The organism is Acidovorax sp. KKS102 (assembly GCF_000302535.1).
Lineage (GTDB): Bacteria > Pseudomonadota > Gammaproteobacteria > Burkholderiales > Burkholderiaceae_C > Acidovorax.
Genome location: NC_018708.1, coordinates 2,280,821 through 2,298,257 on the forward strand (window position 1 = coordinate 2,280,821; position 17,437 = coordinate 2,298,257).

The window sequence follows — 17,437 nt, forward strand, 5'->3', positions numbered from 1 at the left end:
ACCCCTCCCTTTTCTCGTCCTCTTTCTCTTCCTTCCGTCCATCCATTCATGAGCACCTACAACCACTGGTTCATCCGCGCCCGCCTCAAGACGCGCCAACTGCTGCTGCTGGTGGCCCTGGCCGAGGAGGGCAACATTCACCGCGCCGCCCAGGTGCTCAGCATGACCCAGCCCGCCGCGTCCAAGCTGCTCAAGGATCTGGAGGACGTGCTGGAGGTGTCGCTGTTCGACCGCCTGCCGCGCGGCATGCGCCCCACCTGGTATGGCGAAACCATGATTCGCCACGCGCGCATGGCCCTGGCCAACCTGAACCAGGCGCACGACGAGATCGGTGCGCTCAAGCGCGGGCACTACGGCCAGGTGGGCATCGGCGCCATCACCTCACCGGGCCTGAGCCTGTTGCCCGCCGCCGTGGCGCAGGTCAAGCAGGAGCACCCCAGCCTGCGTATTTCGCTCGACATCGAAACCAGCCCGGTGCTGCTGGAGCGCTTGGAGCAGGGCAAGCTCGACATCGTGGTGGGCCGCCTGTATGAGGAGCACGACAAGGAGAACCTGCGCTATGAGTCGCTGACGGAGGAGCTGGTCTGCGCCATGACCCGCCCGGGCCACCCGCTGTCGAGCATGAGCGGGTTGACGCTGCGCGATGTGGTCTCGGCCAGCTGGATCGTGCCGCCTGCGGGCAGCGTGCTGCGGCACCGGTTTGACCTGATGTTCCAGCAGGACGGGCTGGCGCCGCCGCTGCACACGGTGGAGACATCGGCCTTGTTGTTCATCACGCGCATGCTGCAGCAGAGCGACATGATTGCGGTGGTGGCGGAGGATGTGGCGCGCTATTACGCAGCGCATGGGATCGTGACGGTGTTGCCGCTGGCGATGCCGTGCCATATGGATGCGTTCGGAATCATCACGCGGGCAGACCGGCTGTTGTCGCCGGCGGCGAAGGTGATGATGAAGGCGTTGAAGCAGACGAGTCTGGTGCAGTATGGGCGGAGGTTGGAGGTGGGGGATTGACGGTTTTGGTTGATATTGGCTGGGTACGCTAGTGGGATATGTGCTGGTAGCTATTGATTTTGTAGTGTTTGTTTTCGTGTGCTGAATGTGCCGCATGCCTTTGCTGAGGGCGGAGACCGGGAGTCGCCCCGGCGGGCGAGGTACTTTTCTTTGCTTCGCCAAAGAAAAGTACCCAAAAGAAAGGCGACCCCCAGTCTGCGACCCCTTCGCTGTGCGAAGGGGCAAACCTGCGGCGTGTCGGTTGCGGGGTGCGCCGTGGAACTCGCTTTGCGCTGCGCGCGCCGCTCGGACATCCACGGCGAGTCAGTTCACGAGGCATGGGCGCTGCGACGCCCATGCTCACCCCACAACCGCCACGCCGCAGGCGCAGCCAGCAGGGGTGGGGGGCCAAACATCCAAACAGCCGGACATCCATTCGGGCCATCGCTGCGCTCGGCCCAGTTTGCGCAGCGCGTGGCGCTTGCGCCCGCGAGACGGGGCCGAGCGCAGCGCAGCGAAGCAATGGCCCGTGTGGATGTCCCTCGGGTTCCCTTCTGGATGCGCCTGGGGCGCGCAGGGCGCGGGGTGGCGCGTGTGCCGAAGGACACACGCACTTCGTGCACTGACTTGCCGCAGTTGTTTGAACGGAGCGCGTAGCGCGCAGTGAGTTCTGCGGCGCACCCCCTGTCCGAGCATCGCAGGTTGTCCGTAGCGCAGCGAAGGGACGCGCGCAGTAGGGTCGCCCTTTCTTTGGTGACTTTCTTTCGGCGACGCGAAAGAAAGTTACTCGCACGCCGGGCGACTCCCGGCCTCCGCCCTTAACCCGAGTACGCCGCCAGACCAGCACCCACACTCACAAACTACAAAAAAAATAGCTACCAGCGCTTAACGGATAAGCGCCAGAGCTCAAAAAAACTTCAAAAAATCAAACCCACCCCGCATCTACCTTGAACTCCTGCGCCGTACACATCGCCGCATCATCCGACGCCAAAAACAACACCATCCGCGCAATGTCGTGCGGCCGCAGCTTGTCTGGCAGGCACTGGTTGCGCGCTAGTTCCTTCTCCCCCTCGGCGTCCAGCCACAGCTTGATCTGCCGCTCCGTCATCACCCAGCCCGGCGACACCGTGTTGATGCGGATGCGGTCCTGCCCCAGCGTCTTGGCCAGCCCGCGCGTGAGGCCGTTCACCGACGACTTGGCAATGGCATAGCAAGGGTAGCCCGTGCCCTTGCCCTGCCAGCCGGTGGAGCCCAGGTTGATGACAGAGCCCGCGCCCAGCCTGCGCATGCCGGGCACCACGGCCTGGATGGCGAAGAAGGCGGGGCGCTCGTTGATGGCCATGCGCTCGTCGTAGTACTCGGGGGTTACGGACTCCAGCGTGTGCCGGTCATCGCTGGCCACGTTGTTCACCAGCACCGCAAAGTCGCTGCCCAGCTCGGCCGCCGCTTCGGCCACACAGGCTTGCAGGGCGCTCACATCGCGCACATCGCACACACGCCACCAGGGGCGGGGCAGGCCTGCGTCGGCAATGTGCTGGGCCAGGGCTTCGCTCGCGTTGCGCGCCACGTCCACAAACGCCACGCGGGCACCTTGTTCGGCAAACGCCGCCACGATGGCCGCGCCAATGCCGCTGCCGCCGCCCGTCACAAACACGGCGCGGCCTTGCAGGCTGGGGAATTTCGCCAGGCCCTGGGGGGCGCCGGTGGCGTCGGTCGACGAAGAGGAGGGGGTAAAAAGCTGTGTCATATCAATATTGCAATCAATCAATGGCAAAGAAATTCATTTCAAGCATCAATTGGCGTTGATAAGATGCCGCTCGTCAAGTGCCTGGTGGCAGGCCGATGCAAAAAACGACCGGAGACAACCAACGTGCGCCCTTCGCTGGATACCCCCATCCCACCGTCCAGCGGCGCGTCCGCCTCTGCTCCAACAACAACCGGCGCCGTGCGCTGCGTGGTCGCACTGGGCAACGCACTGGGTGAGGGGGTGCTGTGGTCGGTGCGTGAGCAGGCGGTGTACTGGGTGGACATCCTGCAGCGCGAGCTGCACCGCTGGGACCCGGCCACCAGCGCCCACCAGCGTTGGACGTTTGACGAAGAGATTTCTGCCATTGCCGAGCGCACCAACGCCCCCGGCTTCATCGTCACCCTGCGCCGGGGCTTTGCACTGTTCGACCCCGCTGCCGACATCGCCCCGCGCTACCTGCACCAGCCCGAGCCAGAGCGCACAGGCAACCGATTCAACGACGGCAAGTGCGACGCCCAGGGGCGCTTTTGGGGCGGCAGCATGGACTTTGCGTGCGAGGCCCCCACGGGCGCGCTCTACACCTATACCGTCAGCGGCGACTGCGTGCGGCACGACGATGGTTTTGCCGTGACCAACGGCCCCACGTGGGCCACCACCGCGCAGGGCCCGGCCATGTTTTTCAACGACACGGTGCAGGGCACCACCTACCGCTACCGCTGCGACCCAGCCACCGGCACCGTAAGCGACAAAACGCTGTGGAAGCGCTGGCCCGCCGCCGACGGCGTGCCCGACGGCATGACCACCGACGCGCAGGGACGCCTGTGGGTGGCGCATTGGGGCGGTGGCTGCGTCACCTGCCACGACGCCGACACGGCCGAAGAGCTGGCCCGCATCCCGCTGCCCGTGAGCCAGGTCACCAACTGCGCCTTTGGCGGTGCGGACCTGCGCACGCTGTACATCACCTCGGCACGCACGGGCCTCACGCCCGAACAGCTCGCGGCCGAGCCGCTGGCGGGTGCACTGTTTGCCGTTGACATCTCCACGCCTGGCGTGCCCGCACACCTGTTTGGCGGCTGACGCTGGCGCCATGCGCAGCGGCGGGGCCTTAGCTCCGCCACCTCCTTTTTTCTCCATCCCGCAGAAAGCACACCGCCCATGACCGAGGCCTCTTCATCCCACCCCATCGTCTGGCTGCACCACGCGGGGCAGCACCTGGGCCTGGTGCCCACCCTCGGCGGCAGCGTGGCGGCCTGGCAGATCGACGACCCGCAAGTGGCGGGCGCGCGCATCGATCTGTGGCGCCCATGGGATGGCGCCACGCCCGACCTGTACCAGCTCGCATCCTTTGCCATGGTGCCCTGGTCCAACCGCATCAGCGGCGGCGGGTTTGAGCATGCGGGGCAGTTCCACCCCATGCGTCCCAACCGCGTGGGCGAGCCGTACCCCATCCACGGCGACGGGTGGCTGCAGCCCTGGCAGCTGACCCGGCCCGCGCCCGACACGCTGCAGATGCAACTGCGCTCCGAGCGCTTTGACGGCAACCCCTACGAGTACGAGTGCGTGCAGACCTTCCGGCTGGCGGAGGGCGGCCTGGACCAGTCGGTGCAGGTGCGGCACCTGGGCGCGCAGCCGCTGCCCTACGGCCTGGGCTTGCACCCCTGGTTTCCGCGCACGCCTGGCACGCGCATCACGGCGCCGGTGCAGGGTGTGTGGCTGTGTGGCGATGACCCTTTGCCCACGGAGAACACGCAGCAGTTTCCACCTGGCTGGGACCTGAACTGCGGCGCGCCCGCCAACGGCGGCCTCATCGACAACGCCTACACCGGCTGGGGCGGCACGGCGCAGATCGACTGGCCCGAGCGTGGCCTGCGCCTCACAGCCCGCATGCCCGATTTTGAAAAAGACGGCGGCACGGCCCAGCACTACTGCCTGGTCTACCGCCCGCCGCAGGGCCCGGCGTTCTGCTTTGAGCCCATCACCCAGCCCATCGATGCCTTTCACCAGCCTGGGCAGCCCGGCCTGCGCACCCTGGCGCAGGGGGAGGTGCTGGTGATGAATGTGCAGTGGCGCTACCAGTCGCTGACTGATTGAGGGCGGGCCTTAGAACAGTTTCTTACAGCAGCGCCGCGTGGCACGCCACGCACAGCTTGTTGCCATCCGGGTCCCGAAAATACGCGCCGTAGTAATGGGCGTGGTACTCGGGCCGCAGGCCCGGGCGGCCCTCGCACACGGCGCCCAGGCTCAGCGCTAGGGCGTGCGCAGCATCCACCTGGTCGCGTGTGGCGGCCGCAAAGGCCACCATGGTGCCGTTGCCGGGTTGCGGCACCTCGCCATTGAAGGGGCGGGCAATCACAAACAGCGGGCGGGGGCCGGGGGTGGATTCCCAACCTGCCCAGGGCCGGCTGGGTTCGCAAAAGCGCTCCTTCACGCCCAGCGTGCTCAGCAAGGGCCGGTAAAACGCCAGCGCGCGCTCAAAGTCTGAAATGCCCACAAACACGTGCGACAGCATGATGGGGTGATCCTTCCGTTGGTCTGAATGCTGGGGCCTATGCGGCCGACCCGGTACGCCCCGGTGCCCGGCCCTTGCGGGCCTTGCTGCTGCCCAGCGCATTGAGCTCTACCGCCGCACGGATGAGCGCGCGGAACGCATCGGCAGGCAGCGTGTCGCCATCGTGGATATCAATGGCGCGGCGTGCGTTGCCGTCCAGGCTGGCATTGAACAGGCGCGCCGGGTCGGGCAGGGCGGCGCCTTTGAGAAACGTGAGCTTTACCGCTGTCTTTTGGAGCCTGTTGACGGCCTCGCAGGGGGCGCGCAGCGGTCTTTGCGGGATGGGGTGCAAGGCGCGGTGCGCAGCCAATAGCTCGGCTATTGGCAAGCGCCGCAACGCCGCAGACCACCCGCAAAGACCACTGCCCGAAGGGTTGGAGCGAAATCGGGCGATTGGACGCCCCGGCTGCTTGCATGGGCATGAGCCCATGCGGCGCATCCGAAGCATCCATTCATCCCGATTGCGCTCCAACGCGATCCCCTGCGAGGCCGTCAACAGGCTCCAGCTCTCGCCCGTGCACAAGATTCCGCCCAGCGACCACACCGGCGTGCCGCGCCACTTCCACTCTTCCACCACACCGGGCGCGGCTTCGTGGATCAGCTGGCGCACCTGCGCCAGCACCTGCCCACGCCAGTCGCCCAGGTCGGCAATGCGCTGGTCGATCAGTGCCGATGCGGCAGGCCCGGTGGTTGCCGTGTCTGGGGCGGTGGTGTTGGGCGCACGGCCCATGGCAGTGGGTGGGGATTTTTGGGCAGCAGCCACGGGGTGGTCCTTGGTGGAGTGGGTGCAAAAGGCGAGGGGTGAGGCCCCGCCATTGTTGCTACTCCGCACACCTTGGCAACCCCGGTACAACGGGTTGTTGCCTTCTGGCCTGCCTCTGTTCATTCAGGCAAGCGCGTCGGTGGCTGCAGGACCTGCGCCCCCTTTGCGCCCCTCCGCGCGCCCTTGCGCGGCATTGCTCCGCGCCTCCGCACGATTCGTTTCAGCCGTGCGCCACGGCCTACCCCGCCACCCGCGCCAGCACTTCGCGGGCCTGCTCCGCAGTCACTGCCGGGCCGCCAGCCCGCCCCGTCCAGGCCACAAACTGGTCGGGTCGCACCAGCACCAGCGGTGCGCCATAGCGTGCGGGCTCGGTTCCTTCGCCTCCGTCACCACAGTCCACCAGCCGCAGCGGAAGGCCCAGGCCCGCCGCTGCCTCGCGAAAGGCTTGCACCGAGGTCGCATGCGCTCCATCGCCACCCACCACCAGCAGCGAAAAGCCTGCGCCCAGCTCCTCAAACACGTTGCGCCCGCTGGGCAGCGTGGCGGGTGCCAGGTGGTGGCCCGGCCGCGCCGTGAACTGGTGCGAGCCCTTGGCGCTGGTGGTGCGGCCCTCGCTGCACCACACTATGGCCGAGCCCTCGTAGTGCGGCTCAAACGCATGCACCTCGCCCACGGCGCCTTGGGCGCGCGCTTGCCACGCGGCCTCAAACGCGGCCTGGTCGCGCGCCGGGTCATAGGCGTCCAGGAACTCCTTGTCGGTCTCGATGGACCGCGCAATGAAGTCGTTGATGGTGGACGCAAACACCGGGCGCCGCTCGGCGTCGTACGAGTCCAGCAGGCGCTCGCCGCCCCAGCCCTGCAGCACGGCGGCCAGCTTCCAGCCCAGGTTGCGCGCGTCTTCCAGGCCCGAGTTCACGCCGTAGCCGCCGTAGGGCGGGTGGCTGTGCGCGGCATCGCCCGCGATGAAGACGCGGCCCTTGCGGTAGCTGTCGGCCAGCATGAAGCGCAGGTCCCAAAAGCCGATGTGCTCAAACTCCACCTCAAACTCCGCGCCCACCGCCTCGTGCAGGTAGGCCGCAAAGTCAAAGTTGTCTTTGGTGGTGCCTGGCGGCACTGGTGCATGAAAGAACCAGGTGCTGCCCAGGTCCACCCGGCCCAGAAACTTCCAGTAGCCCTTCAGCTCGGGCTGCAGCACGTTGTAGTAAGACTTGCCGGGGTAGCGCTCCAGCAGCTGGTGCAGGCCTTTGGACTTGAAGACCAGCAGCACCATCATGCGGTCGTGGTCGGTGCGGGTGTGGGTGATGCCCGCCTGCTCGCGTACCACCGACCGGGCGCCGTCCGACCCCACCACATAGGCGCCACGCAGCACGCGCTGTGCCTTGCCGTCGCCACGCTGCTGGATGGTGACGGAAACGCCCGCATCGTCCTGTGCCACGGTGCTGGTCTCCCAGCCGTAGAGGGTCTGCACCGACGGCAGCTGTGCCACGCGCTGGCGCAGCACGGCCTCGGTGGCGTACTGCGGCAGCCGCTCGTTGGCCGTGAAGTAGTAGGGCTTGACCAGGTCGCGCTGCAGCCAGTCGTAGCTGTAGGGCCCCAGCAGCGTGCCGTGTGCGGTCAGGCCGCCAATGCCGTATTCGACCGGAATAGTGCGCGCTGCGCGCAGCTGCTTTTCGGCACCCCAGAAGTGAAAGTGCTCCATGGTGCGCTGCGTCAGGTTCTGCCCCTTGGGGATGGGCTGGGGCTGCACATAGCGCTCCACCACGATCACGCTCACGCCGCGCTGGCCCAGCTCAATGGCCAGGCCCATGCCGACCGGGCCGCCGCCCACGATGATCACTTCGGCGTCTTGCTGCGGCGCCACGGTTGCTTGCTGGTTCATGTTGTTGGTGTTGTTCGGTACGGGTCGGTTCGACACTGGCCGCGATGCAGTGTTGTGCAGTGCGGCGCGCTACTGGCCACCGCTGGGTGCGGGTGGTCGTGGTTACTCGGCGGTGATGCCCTGGGCCTTGATCAGGTCGGCCCAGCGCTTGGCGTCAGCGGTCACCAGCTTCTGGAACGCGTCTGGCGAGCTGTGGGCGGGCGTCATGCCCTGGGTCTCGAACGACTTGGCCACGGCAGGCGATGCCAGCACGTCGCGCAGCTCGGTGTTGAGCCGGTCCACCATGGCGCGGGGTGTGCCTGCGGGGGCAAACACGCCGTACCACATGTCCACGTTCAGGTCGCCCAGCTTCAGCGTGCCGAGTGACGGCACCTCGGGCAGCAGCGGGTGGGGCGTGTCCGAGCTGATGGCCAGCGCCTTCAGCTTGCCCGCCTTCACATGCTGCAAGGCCACGTGGATGGGCAAGAACATGGCGTCGATCTGCCCGCCCAGCAGGTCCGTCACGGCGGGGGCGGTGCCCCGGTAGCTGATGTGGGTGAGCGAAATCTTGGCCCGGTTCTTCAGCAGCTCCATCGCCAGGTGGTGCGGCGTGCCCGCACCCGGCGAGCCGTAGTTGAGCGAGCCGGGCTTGGCCCGGGCGCGGTCCATCAGGTCCTTGAGCGATTCGATCTTCGACCCGGCCGACGCCACCAGCAGCAGCTGCCCCCAGCTCGTCTGGCTCACAGGCACCAGGTCCGTCAGCGGATTAAAGCCCTGCTTGGGGTACAGCGCCATGTTCATCACCAGTGTGTTCACGCTGACCAGCAGCGTGGTGCCGTCGGGCGTTGCGCGCACCACCTCTTGCGTGCCGATGATGCCGGACGCCCCCGCCTTGTTCTCCACAAAAAACGGGCGCTTGAGCCGGTCAGACAGCGGCTGTGCAATCTGCCGCGCAATCAGGTCGATGCCCGTGCCGGGCGTGAACGGCACCACCAGCCGCACCGGTGCATCGGCACCCGTCTGCGCCCAGGCCCGGGGCGTGGCGGCTGCCGCCGTGGCGGCCAGCGCGCCCAGCACCAGGCTGCGGCGTTGGGGGGAGGGCGGGTGCGCGTTGGCACGCAGGGTGGGCAGCTGGGGCATGGGGCTTGTCTCTCTAGTCGTTAGAAGGGCGTTACAGGACAATTACAACGACACTCTTGACATTGATCAAACGGAAAATTCTGATGAATTCTTCATCAAAGCTGATGAATGTCAGCACCCGCCAGCTCCACGCTTTTCTGGAGGTCACGCGCCTGCAGAGCTTTGCCAAGGCGGCCGAGCAGGTGCACCTGTCGCCCTCGGGCATGAGCATGCTGGTCAAGGAGCTGGAGGACCAGGTGGGCGCCCGCCTGTTTGACCGCACCACGCGGTCGATCACGCTGACCGACGCCGGGCGCCGCCTGCAGCCCGTGGCCGAGCGCGTGGTGGGCGAGCTGCGCGCCCTGGGCGCCGTGCTGGACGGCAACGAGGCCGCCGTGCGCTCGCGCCTGCTGGTGGCGGCCACCCCCATGATCTCGGCCAGCCTGCTGCCCGAGGTGATTCGCGGCTTTGCGCAAAGCCACCCCGGCGTGCAGGTGCAGCTCAGCGACGTTGAGGTAGGCACCGTGCGCCAGCGTGTGCTCGACGGCGAGGCCGACATCGGCTTTGGCTTCTTCGTCAAACCCGCCGTGGGGCTGTCGCGCCAGCCCTTGTGCAAGTTCCGCCTCATGCGCATCAGCCCGCCCGATGCGGCGCACACCAGCGGCCAGTTGTCCGACAGCCAGCCCTGGAGCCGCCTCAAAGACGTGCCCCTGGTCAGCCTGCCGTCGGGCAACCCCATCCAGGTGGTCATCGAAAAGCAGCTCTCCCGCCTGGGCTTGGCCCACCAGGAGCGCCCTCGCATGAACCTCATCGGCACCCTCATCGGCATGGTGCGCGCAGGCCGTGGCAGCGCCATCGTGCCCTCGTTTGCGCTGGAAGAATGCCTGCGCCAGGGCCTGGGCGTCGCCATGCTGCGCGAGCCCGTGGTGCACCTGGACCTGTACCTGGCCTACCGCCGGGGCACGCAGCAAAAGCCGGCGGCGATGGCGTTTGCCGACGCGTTGCGGGAGGCGGCGGTGCGGTTGCCGGCGTAGGCGGGCGATCCCGATGCGTTCATTCAGCCTGTTTTATCTATTCTTTTATCTATTCAATTTTTAATTCAAACGGCGTATCCTTAGGGCATGCCCTCCGCCGCCCAGACCTACGCCAACGCCATCCGCCCCCTGCTACGCCCCGGCCCCGCCAAGGCGCAGGCGCTGGCTCAGGCGCTGCAGGTCAGCCAGCCCACCGTCTCGCGGGCGCTTAGCGCGCTGGGTGACGAGGTGGTGCCTTTTGGCGCGGCAAGATCTATTCAATACACACTCCGCGATCCCCAGCGCGCCGATCTGGAGGCCGCCGTGTACCGCGTCACCCCCCAGGGCGCGCTCGAAACCCTGGGCACCCTCGTCCCGGTATGCCCGCAGGGCTTTGTGATGGTAGAAGCGGGCGGGGCCCGGCTGCACAGCGACGGCCTGCCTTGGTGGCTTTTTGACATGCGCCCGCAGGGCTACCTGGGGCGCGCCTACTGCCAGCGGCACGGCCAGCGCCTGGGCCTGCCCGAGCGGCTGGGCGACTGGAGCGACACCCATGCGCTGCGCGCCATCCTGGACCAGGGCGACGACATGCCCGGCAACCTGCTCATCGGCCCCACCGCGCGCGACCAGTTCGTCAACGCGCCCGACCCGGTGCCCATTGCAGCGGCGCAAAAGCTGCACACCTACGCCCAGCTGGCCGACCTGGCCGCACGCGGCGAAGTGGCGGGCTCGTCTGCCGCCGGGGAACAACCCAAGTTCACCGCCTACGCAGAGCAGGCCGACGGCACCGCCGCGCATGTGATGGTCAAGTTCACCGCAGAACTCGACACCCCCGTCAGCGCCCGCTGGCGCGACCTGCTGCTGGGCGAACACATCGCCCTGCAGGTGCTGCGGGACCATGGTGTTCCTGCCGCGCAATCCATGACCTGGATGCACGGCACCCAACGGTTTCTGGAAGTGCAGCGGTTTGACCGGTTGGGTGCGCGCGGGCGAAGGGCGCTGCATTCCTTCGCCGCGCTGGACGCCGAGTTTGTCGGCAGCGGCGGCAACTGGCCGGTGATCGCCAGGGCGTTGTGGAAGTCCGGGGTCATCACCCCCCAGGCCTTCGACACGGCCTGCCTGCTGTGGGCGTTTGGCACCCTGATCGGCAATACCGACATGCACAGCGGCAATCTCTCGTGTTTGTCAGAGGGGCGCAGGCCTTATGAGCTGGCGCCTGCGTATGACATGACGCCCATGGCGTTTGCACCCACGGCGGGGGGAGGTTTGCCGAACCGGACGCTGGAACTGACGGTGGGGGAGCAGGTCAGCGCGACGGCTTGGAAAGAGGCGCTGGCAATGGCGCAGGTGTTTGCTCGCCGGGTGGAAGATGCGGAAGGATTCAGCGCGGGTTTTGACATGTGCAAGGCCGAGTTGGTGCGCCATGTGAGGGTGACTGAGGAGCGTGTTGGGCGGCTAGCTGTTTAGGTGGAATACCGGCGGGTTACCCAGCAAAGGCGGGCGGCGATGGCGTGTGGGGAGCCTAGATCAGTTGGGGTAAGAGCGCGCCTTGGGAGCTGATTCAATCCCAAATATGCCGATAGTGCTTTTTCTATATGCGGTATCAGCTATGAAATTGAGAGCGAATGTTGTGGTGCTCTTTTTTTCTTTGAATTTCGAAATGGATGCGAGAGGATTGACCGCTATCGAGCCGTCGTAGTCGTTTAGAAAATTGGCCGGAGCGGCGGCAATTCAGCAAAAGCGCTCACTATCTGCGGCGGCATGCAGGTCCTATCGATGAAGACCAAGGGAGGATGATCACATGAGCCACAGGCTTGATTTGCTTGATAACGCGATGGACAGCCTGGAAGAGGCGCTTAAGAAGTTCCAAGAAGGGGACAACGGTGACCGTAAGGCATACAAGTTCTGCGTGTTACATATGGCGCACTTTATTGAGCTGATCTTCAAGCACCACATCACCGAAAAGCACCCATTACTGATTTACGCCAACCCTTTCGCGGCAAAGATTGACCCGGCGACTGCTAAGACCATCGGCTTGTGGGAAGCAGTCAACTTCATCAATAACGAAGAGAAGGACGCCGTTGCTGGAGATTTCAGGAAGGATTTGGAGTGGCTTAAGAAGCTACGGAATGACATCGAACACCACAAATTCGAGATGGACGTGCCTACCGCGCGGATTGCCATCGGCCGTCTTTTCCGCTCCGTTCTGGAGTTCCTTGACTACTACGGGGTCGTGGACGTTGAGAAGCGAATACCGGAAGAGACTAAAGCCATCTTCTCAGTTCTCTCCGACGAATACCAGTTCAAGCTGCACGACGCCCTTAAGAACGCTGACGAGGTTGAGAAAGCGAACCCTATGGACCCAAAGGATCCTGACGCGGATCCTGTTCGTATGCATTGCGACCATTGCGGCAACTACACGATGGTGGTCAATCAAGAATCTGGAACGGGCTATCGCTGCACGTTCTGCGAGAACGAGGATGGAGATGACTTGCCTGCCGACTGCTCAATTTGCGGCGCGCGCGTGACTTTCGGTGACTTAGAAACTTGGAACGAAGAACACGGTTTGGAGTACCGGTGCTATTACTGCTCAGGGCGCTATGCCACTGACCGGGATCGAGACTGAGGCCAGCGACAAGATATGGTTGAGCCGCCCCATGGTGGAGGCTACCTTGTAATGATATGCGTTCACTGTCCGCTCTCAGAATGAAGCTGAAGTGACCGATCAATCGGATTTTGCTACCGGCTACGTCTGGCCGGTTACTGCCACCCGCTACAAACCTCACCCCACCGCCCGCATCCCCACCAACCCCGGCATCGCCCCCCGCATCGCCTCCAAAAACAAGCGCAGCCGCGCCGGATAAAACCGCGCATACGGGTACACCAAGTACACCGGCAGCGGCGCCGCGTGCCAGTTGGGCACCAGGTGCAGCAGCTTCCCCTGCCTCACATCGTTGTCCACGATCCACGCCGATGAAATGCACGCCCCCAGCCCGGCCAGGGCGGCGCTGCGCAGGGCGTACAGGCTGTCGGTGGCTAAACGCGGGGTGATGCCGAAGGTGTGGGCTTCGCCGCCGGGCTCTTGCGTCAGCGTGACCTCGCGGCGGTAGAAGGTGCTCAGGGCCAGCCAGGGCAGGGGCTGCAGGTCCTGCGCGTGCTGGGGCGTGGGGCGCCCGGCCATGAGGGCGGGGGCGGCCAGCACGATTCGGGGCACTTCGGCCAGACGCACCGCCACCACGCTGGGGTCGTCCACGGCGCCGACCTGGATGGCGCAGTCGATGCCTTCGGCGATGAAGTTGGGGCGGCGGTCATGCAGCATCCATTCCACGTCCACCTCGGGGTAGCGGCGCAGATAGGCCATCAGCGGGGCGATGAACTGGTCTTGTCCAAAGGCGTGCGGCGCCAGCACGCGCAGGGTGCCGCGCGGGGTGTCGGCCGTGCCGCGCAGGTCGTCCTCCATGGCGCGCCAGTCTTCCAGCAGGGCCTTGGCGTGGGCAAAGCAGCGGTCACCGTCTTCCGTCAGCTTCATCACATGGGTGGAGCGCTGCAGCAGCTTGACGCCCAGGCTGCGCTCCAGCGCCTGCAGGCGGCGGCTCACGGTGGGCTGGCTGGTGCCCAGTTGCTGGGCGGCGGCAGACAGGCTGCCAGCCTCGACGATGCGGACAAAGGTCTGCATCAGCTCGATGCGGTCGGCGCCGGGTTGCAAGGCTGGCAGGGTGTTGGTCATACGCCAAGCGTATAACGAATCTGCAATTCAGCCTACTACCCAGCGCGGCGGCGGGCTAGAACAATCGCACCATTCCTTTTTAACCCATGGTGTTGTGATGTCTTCCATTCAAAACGTGCATGCAAGCGGTGCAGCGGGGCTGGCCCCGGTGGCGCCGCCTGTAGAAAGCGCCGTAAGTGCGCCGCTGCTGTTGCTGCTGGCGACCACGGCGGGGCTGAGCGTGGCGTCGCTGTACTACAGCCAGCCCATGCTGGGCGTGCTGGGGCCCGACATGCAGGCCGACAGCCGCGTGGTGGGGTTGGTGCCTACGCTCACGCAGCTGGGGTATGCGCTGGGCATCTTGCTGCTGGCGCCGCTGGGCGACCGGTTTGACCGGCGCCGCATCATCGTCATCAAGTCCATCGCGCTGATGCTGGCCCTGCTGCTGAGCGGCCTGGCGCCCGGCATGGGCGCGCTGCTGGCGGCCAGCCTGGCCGTGGGCCTGGCAGCCACGGTGGCGCAAGACGTGGTGCCCGCCGCCGCTACGCTGGCCCCGGCCGCGCAGCGTGGGCGCATGGTGGGCATCGTGATGACGGGGCTGCTGCTGGGCATTTTGCTGTCGCGCGTGGTCAGCGGCTTTGTGGCGCAGCAGTGGGGATGGCGCACGGTGTATGTGGCGGCGGCGGTGGCCATTGCGCTGCTGACGGTGGCGGTGTGGCGCGGGCTGCCGCGCTTTGCGCCCACCACGCAGATGGGCTATGGCGCGCTGATCGGCTCTATGGTGGCGCTGTGGCGCCAGCACGCGGCGCTGCGCCGTGCGGCCTGGGCGCAGGGGCTGCTGGCCGTGGGCTTCAGCGCGTTCTGGTCCACGCTGGCGGTGATGTTGCACAGCCAGTTCCACCTGGGCACGGCTGCGGCTGGCGCGTTTGGCCTGGCCGGGGCGGCGGGTGCACTGGCAGCCCCGCTGGCCGGGCGCCTGGCCGACAAGCGCGGGCCCGAGGTGGTGACGCGCTACGGCGCGGGGCTGGCGGCTGCTTCGTTTGCGGTGATGGCGCTGGCGCCCCTGCTGCCTGCGCAGGCCCAGCTGGGCTTGATTGTGGCCAGTGCCATCGGCTTTGACTTTGGCGTGCAGGCCACGCTGGTGGCGCACCAGACCATCGTGTACGGCATCGACCCTGCGGCGCGCAGCCGGCTCAATGCGCTGCTGTTCACCGGCATGTTCATCGGCATGTCGGCCGGGGCGGCGCTGGGCAGCCTGGCGCTGGCGCAGTGGGGCTGGCTGGGGGTGGTGGGCTTGGCCACGGCGGGCTCGCTGGCGGCGCTGGCGGTGCGCATGGGGCGGCGCCGGGGCTGATTTAGAACGAAATAGGGCGGTAGCGATAGTGAATCATGCGCTGGCAGCTATCAAAAAAAGAGCGACCTTGAGGTCGCTCTTTTTGTTGGGTGGCGGGTTTTGCCGTGCTGGTGCTCAGCCGCTCCTTGGCGTTGGGCCTGGATGGGCTCAGGCCTTTTTCACCTCAATGTGGTACAGCCCCCAGGGGCACAGGCCAAAGCGTTCCTTCACGGGCTTGTCCTTGAAGGCGGGCAGCACGTCGGCGTCGTACACGGCCCACTGGGGGCCCAGGCCGCCCAGGGCCATGGGCTGGCCGTCGATGTGGGTGGCGACGATCATGCGGTAGGCCTGCACGTCGGCCATGCTGATGTTGACGTTGTAGCCGTCCACCGCGCGCAGGCCCAGTTGCACGGGGCTGCCAGCGGCCACGCCGGCGGCAGCCAGCACGGTGGTGAGCAGGGGGCCCTTGAGCGTGTGGGGCTTGCTGTCGTATTCGAGCGTGGGCTTGATGGTGACGGCGGGCATGCGCGCCAGGGCGGCGGCGTCCAGCGCGAAGGCCTTGTCAAACTGGATGCCGTGTTTGCCCATCATCTGGTCGATGGTGGCATCGAGCGCGCCGCGGTTGGACTGGGTGATGGCGCCGCTGATGGTGAGCAGCGTGGGGCCGCTGGGGGCCTTGGCTCGCGTGGCGGCGTGGCTGTTGCCCGTGGCGGTCCACAGGCCTGCCAGGCCCATGCCGGCGGCGACGAAGTTGCGCTTGTTCATGCTCATGGGTGGGTGCTCCTTGGTGGAAATCAGGGACCGATGGTAAGTGCTGGAGCCGCGCTTGCCACGCAATAAGAGCGGCTAACAAAACTCTTCTGGCGTCGTTGCTGTGTCTTGTCGTACTGCTCGTACTGCCTGCGACACAGCGCCTAGCCAGAACCGCTTCGCTGAGTTTTGTAAGCCGCTCTGAATCGCAACAGGCTCGCAACAGGCGGTGTGCAGCGCGCCCAACCTTCAGCCTCCAGGGTGCTTGCCTTGTGGTGACAGCGGCCCGACGCCAGCCGCACCACAATCGGGTCATATGACCTCTTCTTCGACGATGCTGCGGGTGATCAGCCTGGCAGCCTTTTGCAGCATGGCTTCCATGCGTGTCTGCGACCCGATGCTGGTGTCTCTGGCACGCGAGTTTTCTGTCACCACGGGCGATGCGTCGGCCGTCATTGCGGCGTTTGCCGTGTCTTACGGCGTGCTGCAGTTGTTCTATGGCCCGCTGGGCGACCGGCTGGGCAAGGTGCGCGTGGTGATTGGCGCCACGTTTGCCTGCGCGCTGTTCAGTGGCGTGACGGCGCTGGCGCCCACGCTGCCGGTGCTGGTGGCGGCGCGTGCGGCCATGGGGGCGTCGGCGGCGGGCATCATCCCGCTGTCGATGGCGTGGATTGGTGACAACGTGCCGTACGAACTGCGGCAGGAGACCCTGGCGCAGCTGATGGTGGCCACGGTGTCGGGGATGATGGCCGGGCAGTGGTTTGGCGGCTTTGCGGTGGAGGCGCTGGGCTGGCGGGCGGCGTTTGTGGTGCTGTCGCTGCTGTTTTTGACGGCTGCCAGCCTGCTGTGGCGGCAGTCCCGCGCCATGGCTGCCGGCACGCCCGCGCCTGTGGCTGGCAGTGCGGTGCCACCCGCGTTTTCGCTGTCGGCGTACCTGGCCAACACGGCCGCGCTGCTGCGCATGCCCCGGGTGCGCTGGGTGTTGACCGTGGTGGCGGTGGAGGGTGCGCTGGCCTTTGGCACGCTGGCTTTTGTGCCCGCACGCATGGTGGACGGGTTTGGGCTGTCGGCCTCGGCCGCCGGTGGGGTGATGGTGCTGTATGGCGTGGGCGGGCTCATCTACAGCCTGTTGGCACGCCGCTGGCTGGCGCTGCTGGGCGAGCGGGGCCTGGCGCTGGTGGGTGCATCGCTGATCGCCGCCGGCCTGTTGCTGCTGGCCTGGGGGCCGGTGGCGGCCTGGGGTGTGCTGGGCTGCTTCTTTGCCGGGGTGGGGTTCTACATGCTGCACAACACGCTGCAGGTGCAGGCCACGCAGATGGCGCCCGAGGCGCGGGGCACGGCCGTCACGCTGTTTGCGTGTCTGCTGTTTTTGGGGCAGTCGCTGGGGGTGCTGCTGGTGGCGGCCAGTGTGGACCGGGGCTGGATTGCGCCCGTGTTCTCTGTGGCGGCGCTGGGAGTGCTGGTGCTGGGCGCGCTGGTGTCGCGCAAGGTGAATGGTCGGGTGGCGGTGCCCGCGGGAGCGTAGTCTGGAGTCGGCCGCACCGTGCAAATAACTTTGATGTCTTATTACTTTATTTTTTGATAGTTTGATTCTTTATGGCGCAATAGTA

Annotated in this window: 15 protein-coding genes; 8 read left to right on the plus strand and 7 right to left on the minus strand. The window is 66.2% G+C overall.

Annotation, left to right across the window (positions count from 1 at the left end):
* The first annotated feature begins 48 nt into the window (after positions 1-48).
* Positions 49-1,011, plus strand: a complete 963-nt coding sequence (locus tag C380_RS10455; protein WP_015013820.1) for a LysR substrate-binding domain-containing protein — start codon at positions 49-51, stop codon at positions 1,009-1,011.
* Positions 1,012-1,915: 904 nt separating this feature from the next.
* Here the strand turns inward: C380_RS10455 and C380_RS10460 are convergent.
* A complete protein-coding gene (locus C380_RS10460) occupies positions 1,916-2,737 on the minus strand; it encodes an SDR family NAD(P)-dependent oxidoreductase (protein ID WP_015013821.1) in 822 nt (273 codons plus the stop codon).
* A 123-nt stretch (positions 2,738-2,860) separates the two neighbouring features.
* Here C380_RS10460 and C380_RS10465 point away from each other — a divergent pair, with 123 nt between their 5' ends.
* Complete coding sequence (locus C380_RS10465; protein ID WP_015013822.1) at positions 2,861-3,814, plus strand: SMP-30/gluconolactonase/LRE family protein; 954 nt, start codon at positions 2,861-2,863, stop codon at positions 3,812-3,814.
* Between the two features lie 78 nt (positions 3,815-3,892).
* Positions 3,893-4,828, plus strand: a complete 936-nt coding sequence (locus C380_RS10470) for an aldose 1-epimerase (protein WP_015013823.1) — start codon at positions 3,893-3,895, stop codon at positions 4,826-4,828.
* A gap of 22 nt (positions 4,829-4,850) precedes the next feature.
* Here the strand turns inward: C380_RS10470 and C380_RS10475 are convergent, their stop codons facing one another.
* The 4 genes from C380_RS10475 to C380_RS10495 form a co-directional block, all read right to left on the minus strand.
* Entirely contained in the window at positions 4,851-5,246 is a 396-nt protein-coding gene (locus C380_RS10475; RefSeq protein ID WP_015013824.1) for a VOC family protein, read from the minus strand.
* 37 nt (positions 5,247-5,283) lie between these two features.
* Complete coding sequence (locus C380_RS24445) at positions 5,284-6,015, minus strand: DUF1801 domain-containing protein (protein WP_085944660.1); 732 nt, start codon at positions 6,013-6,015, stop codon at positions 5,284-5,286.
* Positions 6,016-6,286: 271 nt separating this feature from the next.
* A complete protein-coding gene (locus C380_RS10490) occupies positions 6,287-7,927 on the minus strand; it encodes an FAD-dependent monooxygenase (RefSeq protein WP_015013826.1) in 1,641 nt (546 codons plus the stop codon).
* Positions 7,928-8,029: 102 nt separating this feature from the next.
* A complete protein-coding gene (locus tag C380_RS10495; RefSeq protein WP_015013827.1) occupies positions 8,030-9,046 on the minus strand; it encodes a tripartite tricarboxylate transporter substrate binding protein in 1,017 nt (338 codons plus the stop codon).
* 83 nt (positions 9,047-9,129) lie between these two features.
* Here C380_RS10495 and C380_RS10500 point away from each other — a divergent pair, with 83 nt between their 5' ends.
* The 3 genes from C380_RS10500 (at position 9,130) to C380_RS10510 (ending at position 12,664) form a co-directional block, all read left to right on the plus strand.
* Positions 9,130-10,059, plus strand: coding sequence for a LysR family transcriptional regulator (locus C380_RS10500; protein ID WP_168162364.1), 930 nt, complete (start codon positions 9,130-9,132; stop codon positions 10,057-10,059).
* A gap of 87 nt (positions 10,060-10,146) precedes the next feature.
* Positions 10,147-11,505, plus strand: coding sequence for a type II toxin-antitoxin system HipA family toxin YjjJ (gene yjjJ / locus C380_RS10505; protein WP_015013829.1), 1,359 nt, complete (start codon positions 10,147-10,149; stop codon positions 11,503-11,505).
* A 334-nt stretch (positions 11,506-11,839) separates the two neighbouring features.
* Positions 11,840-12,664 (plus strand): hypothetical protein, encoded by an 825-nt coding sequence (locus C380_RS10510; protein WP_015013830.1) that lies wholly within the window; start codon positions 11,840-11,842, stop codon positions 12,662-12,664.
* Positions 12,665-12,820: 156 nt separating this feature from the next.
* On the opposite strand, the gene C380_RS10515 is transcribed toward C380_RS10510, so the two are convergent.
* Entirely contained in the window at positions 12,821-13,765 is a 945-nt protein-coding gene (locus C380_RS10515) for a LysR family transcriptional regulator (RefSeq protein WP_015013831.1), read from the minus strand.
* Positions 13,766-13,862: 97 nt separating this feature from the next.
* On the opposite strand from C380_RS10515, the gene C380_RS10520 reads away from it, so the two are divergent.
* Positions 13,863-15,098 carry an MFS transporter gene (locus C380_RS10520; protein ID WP_015013832.1) on the plus strand — a complete coding sequence of 412 codons (1,236 nt, stop codon included), beginning with the start codon at positions 13,863-13,865 and terminating at the stop codon, positions 15,096-15,098.
* A 147-nt stretch (positions 15,099-15,245) separates the two neighbouring features.
* Here C380_RS10520 and C380_RS10525 read toward each other — a convergent pair whose 3' ends face one another.
* Positions 15,246-15,842 (minus strand): molybdopterin-dependent oxidoreductase, encoded by a 597-nt coding sequence (locus C380_RS10525; RefSeq protein ID WP_043566394.1) that lies wholly within the window; start codon positions 15,840-15,842, stop codon positions 15,246-15,248.
* A gap of 301 nt (positions 15,843-16,143) precedes the next feature.
* Here C380_RS10525 and C380_RS10530 point away from each other — a divergent pair, with 301 nt between their 5' ends.
* Positions 16,144-17,352 (plus strand): MFS transporter, encoded by a 1,209-nt coding sequence (locus C380_RS10530; protein ID WP_043565338.1) that lies wholly within the window; start codon positions 16,144-16,146, stop codon positions 17,350-17,352.
* Positions 17,353-17,437: the final 85 nt, after the last annotated feature.

Excerpts from the sequence above, each read along its gene's own strand:
- C380_RS10475 (WP_015013824.1), bottom strand. The coding sequence starts at position 5,246 with ATGCTGTCGCACGTGTTTGTGGGCATTTCAGACTTTGAGCGCGCGCTG.
- C380_RS24445 (WP_085944660.1), bottom strand. The coding sequence starts at position 6,015 with ATGGGCCGTGCGCCCAACACCACCGCCCCAGACACGGCAACCACCGGG.
- C380_RS10520 (WP_015013832.1), top strand. The coding sequence starts at position 13,863 with ATGTCTTCCATTCAAAACGTGCATGCAAGCGGTGCAGCGGGGCTGGCC.
- C380_RS10455 (WP_015013820.1), top strand. The coding sequence starts at position 49 with ATGAGCACCTACAACCACTGGTTCATCCGCGCCCGCCTCAAGACGCGC.
- C380_RS10470 (WP_015013823.1), top strand. The coding sequence starts at position 3,893 with ATGACCGAGGCCTCTTCATCCCACCCCATCGTCTGGCTGCACCACGCG.
- C380_RS10490 (WP_015013826.1), bottom strand. The coding sequence starts at position 7,927 with ATGAACCAGCAAGCAACCGTGGCGCCGCAGCAAGACGCCGAAGTGATC.
- C380_RS10510 (WP_015013830.1), top strand. The coding sequence starts at position 11,840 with ATGAGCCACAGGCTTGATTTGCTTGATAACGCGATGGACAGCCTGGAA.
- C380_RS10460 (WP_015013821.1), bottom strand. The coding sequence starts at position 2,737 with ATGACACAGCTTTTTACCCCCTCCTCTTCGTCGACCGACGCCACCGGC.
- C380_RS10495 (WP_015013827.1), bottom strand. The coding sequence starts at position 9,046 with ATGCCCCAGCTGCCCACCCTGCGTGCCAACGCGCACCCGCCCTCCCCC.
- C380_RS10530 (WP_043565338.1), top strand. The coding sequence starts at position 16,144 with ATGACCTCTTCTTCGACGATGCTGCGGGTGATCAGCCTGGCAGCCTTT.
- C380_RS10515 (WP_015013831.1), bottom strand. The coding sequence starts at position 13,765 with ATGACCAACACCCTGCCAGCCTTGCAACCCGGCGCCGACCGCATCGAG.
- yjjJ (WP_015013829.1), top strand. The coding sequence starts at position 10,147 with ATGCCCTCCGCCGCCCAGACCTACGCCAACGCCATCCGCCCCCTGCTA.
- C380_RS10500 (WP_168162364.1), top strand. The coding sequence starts at position 9,130 with ATGAATTCTTCATCAAAGCTGATGAATGTCAGCACCCGCCAGCTCCAC.
- C380_RS10525 (WP_043566394.1), bottom strand. The coding sequence starts at position 15,842 with ATGAACAAGCGCAACTTCGTCGCCGCCGGCATGGGCCTGGCAGGCCTG.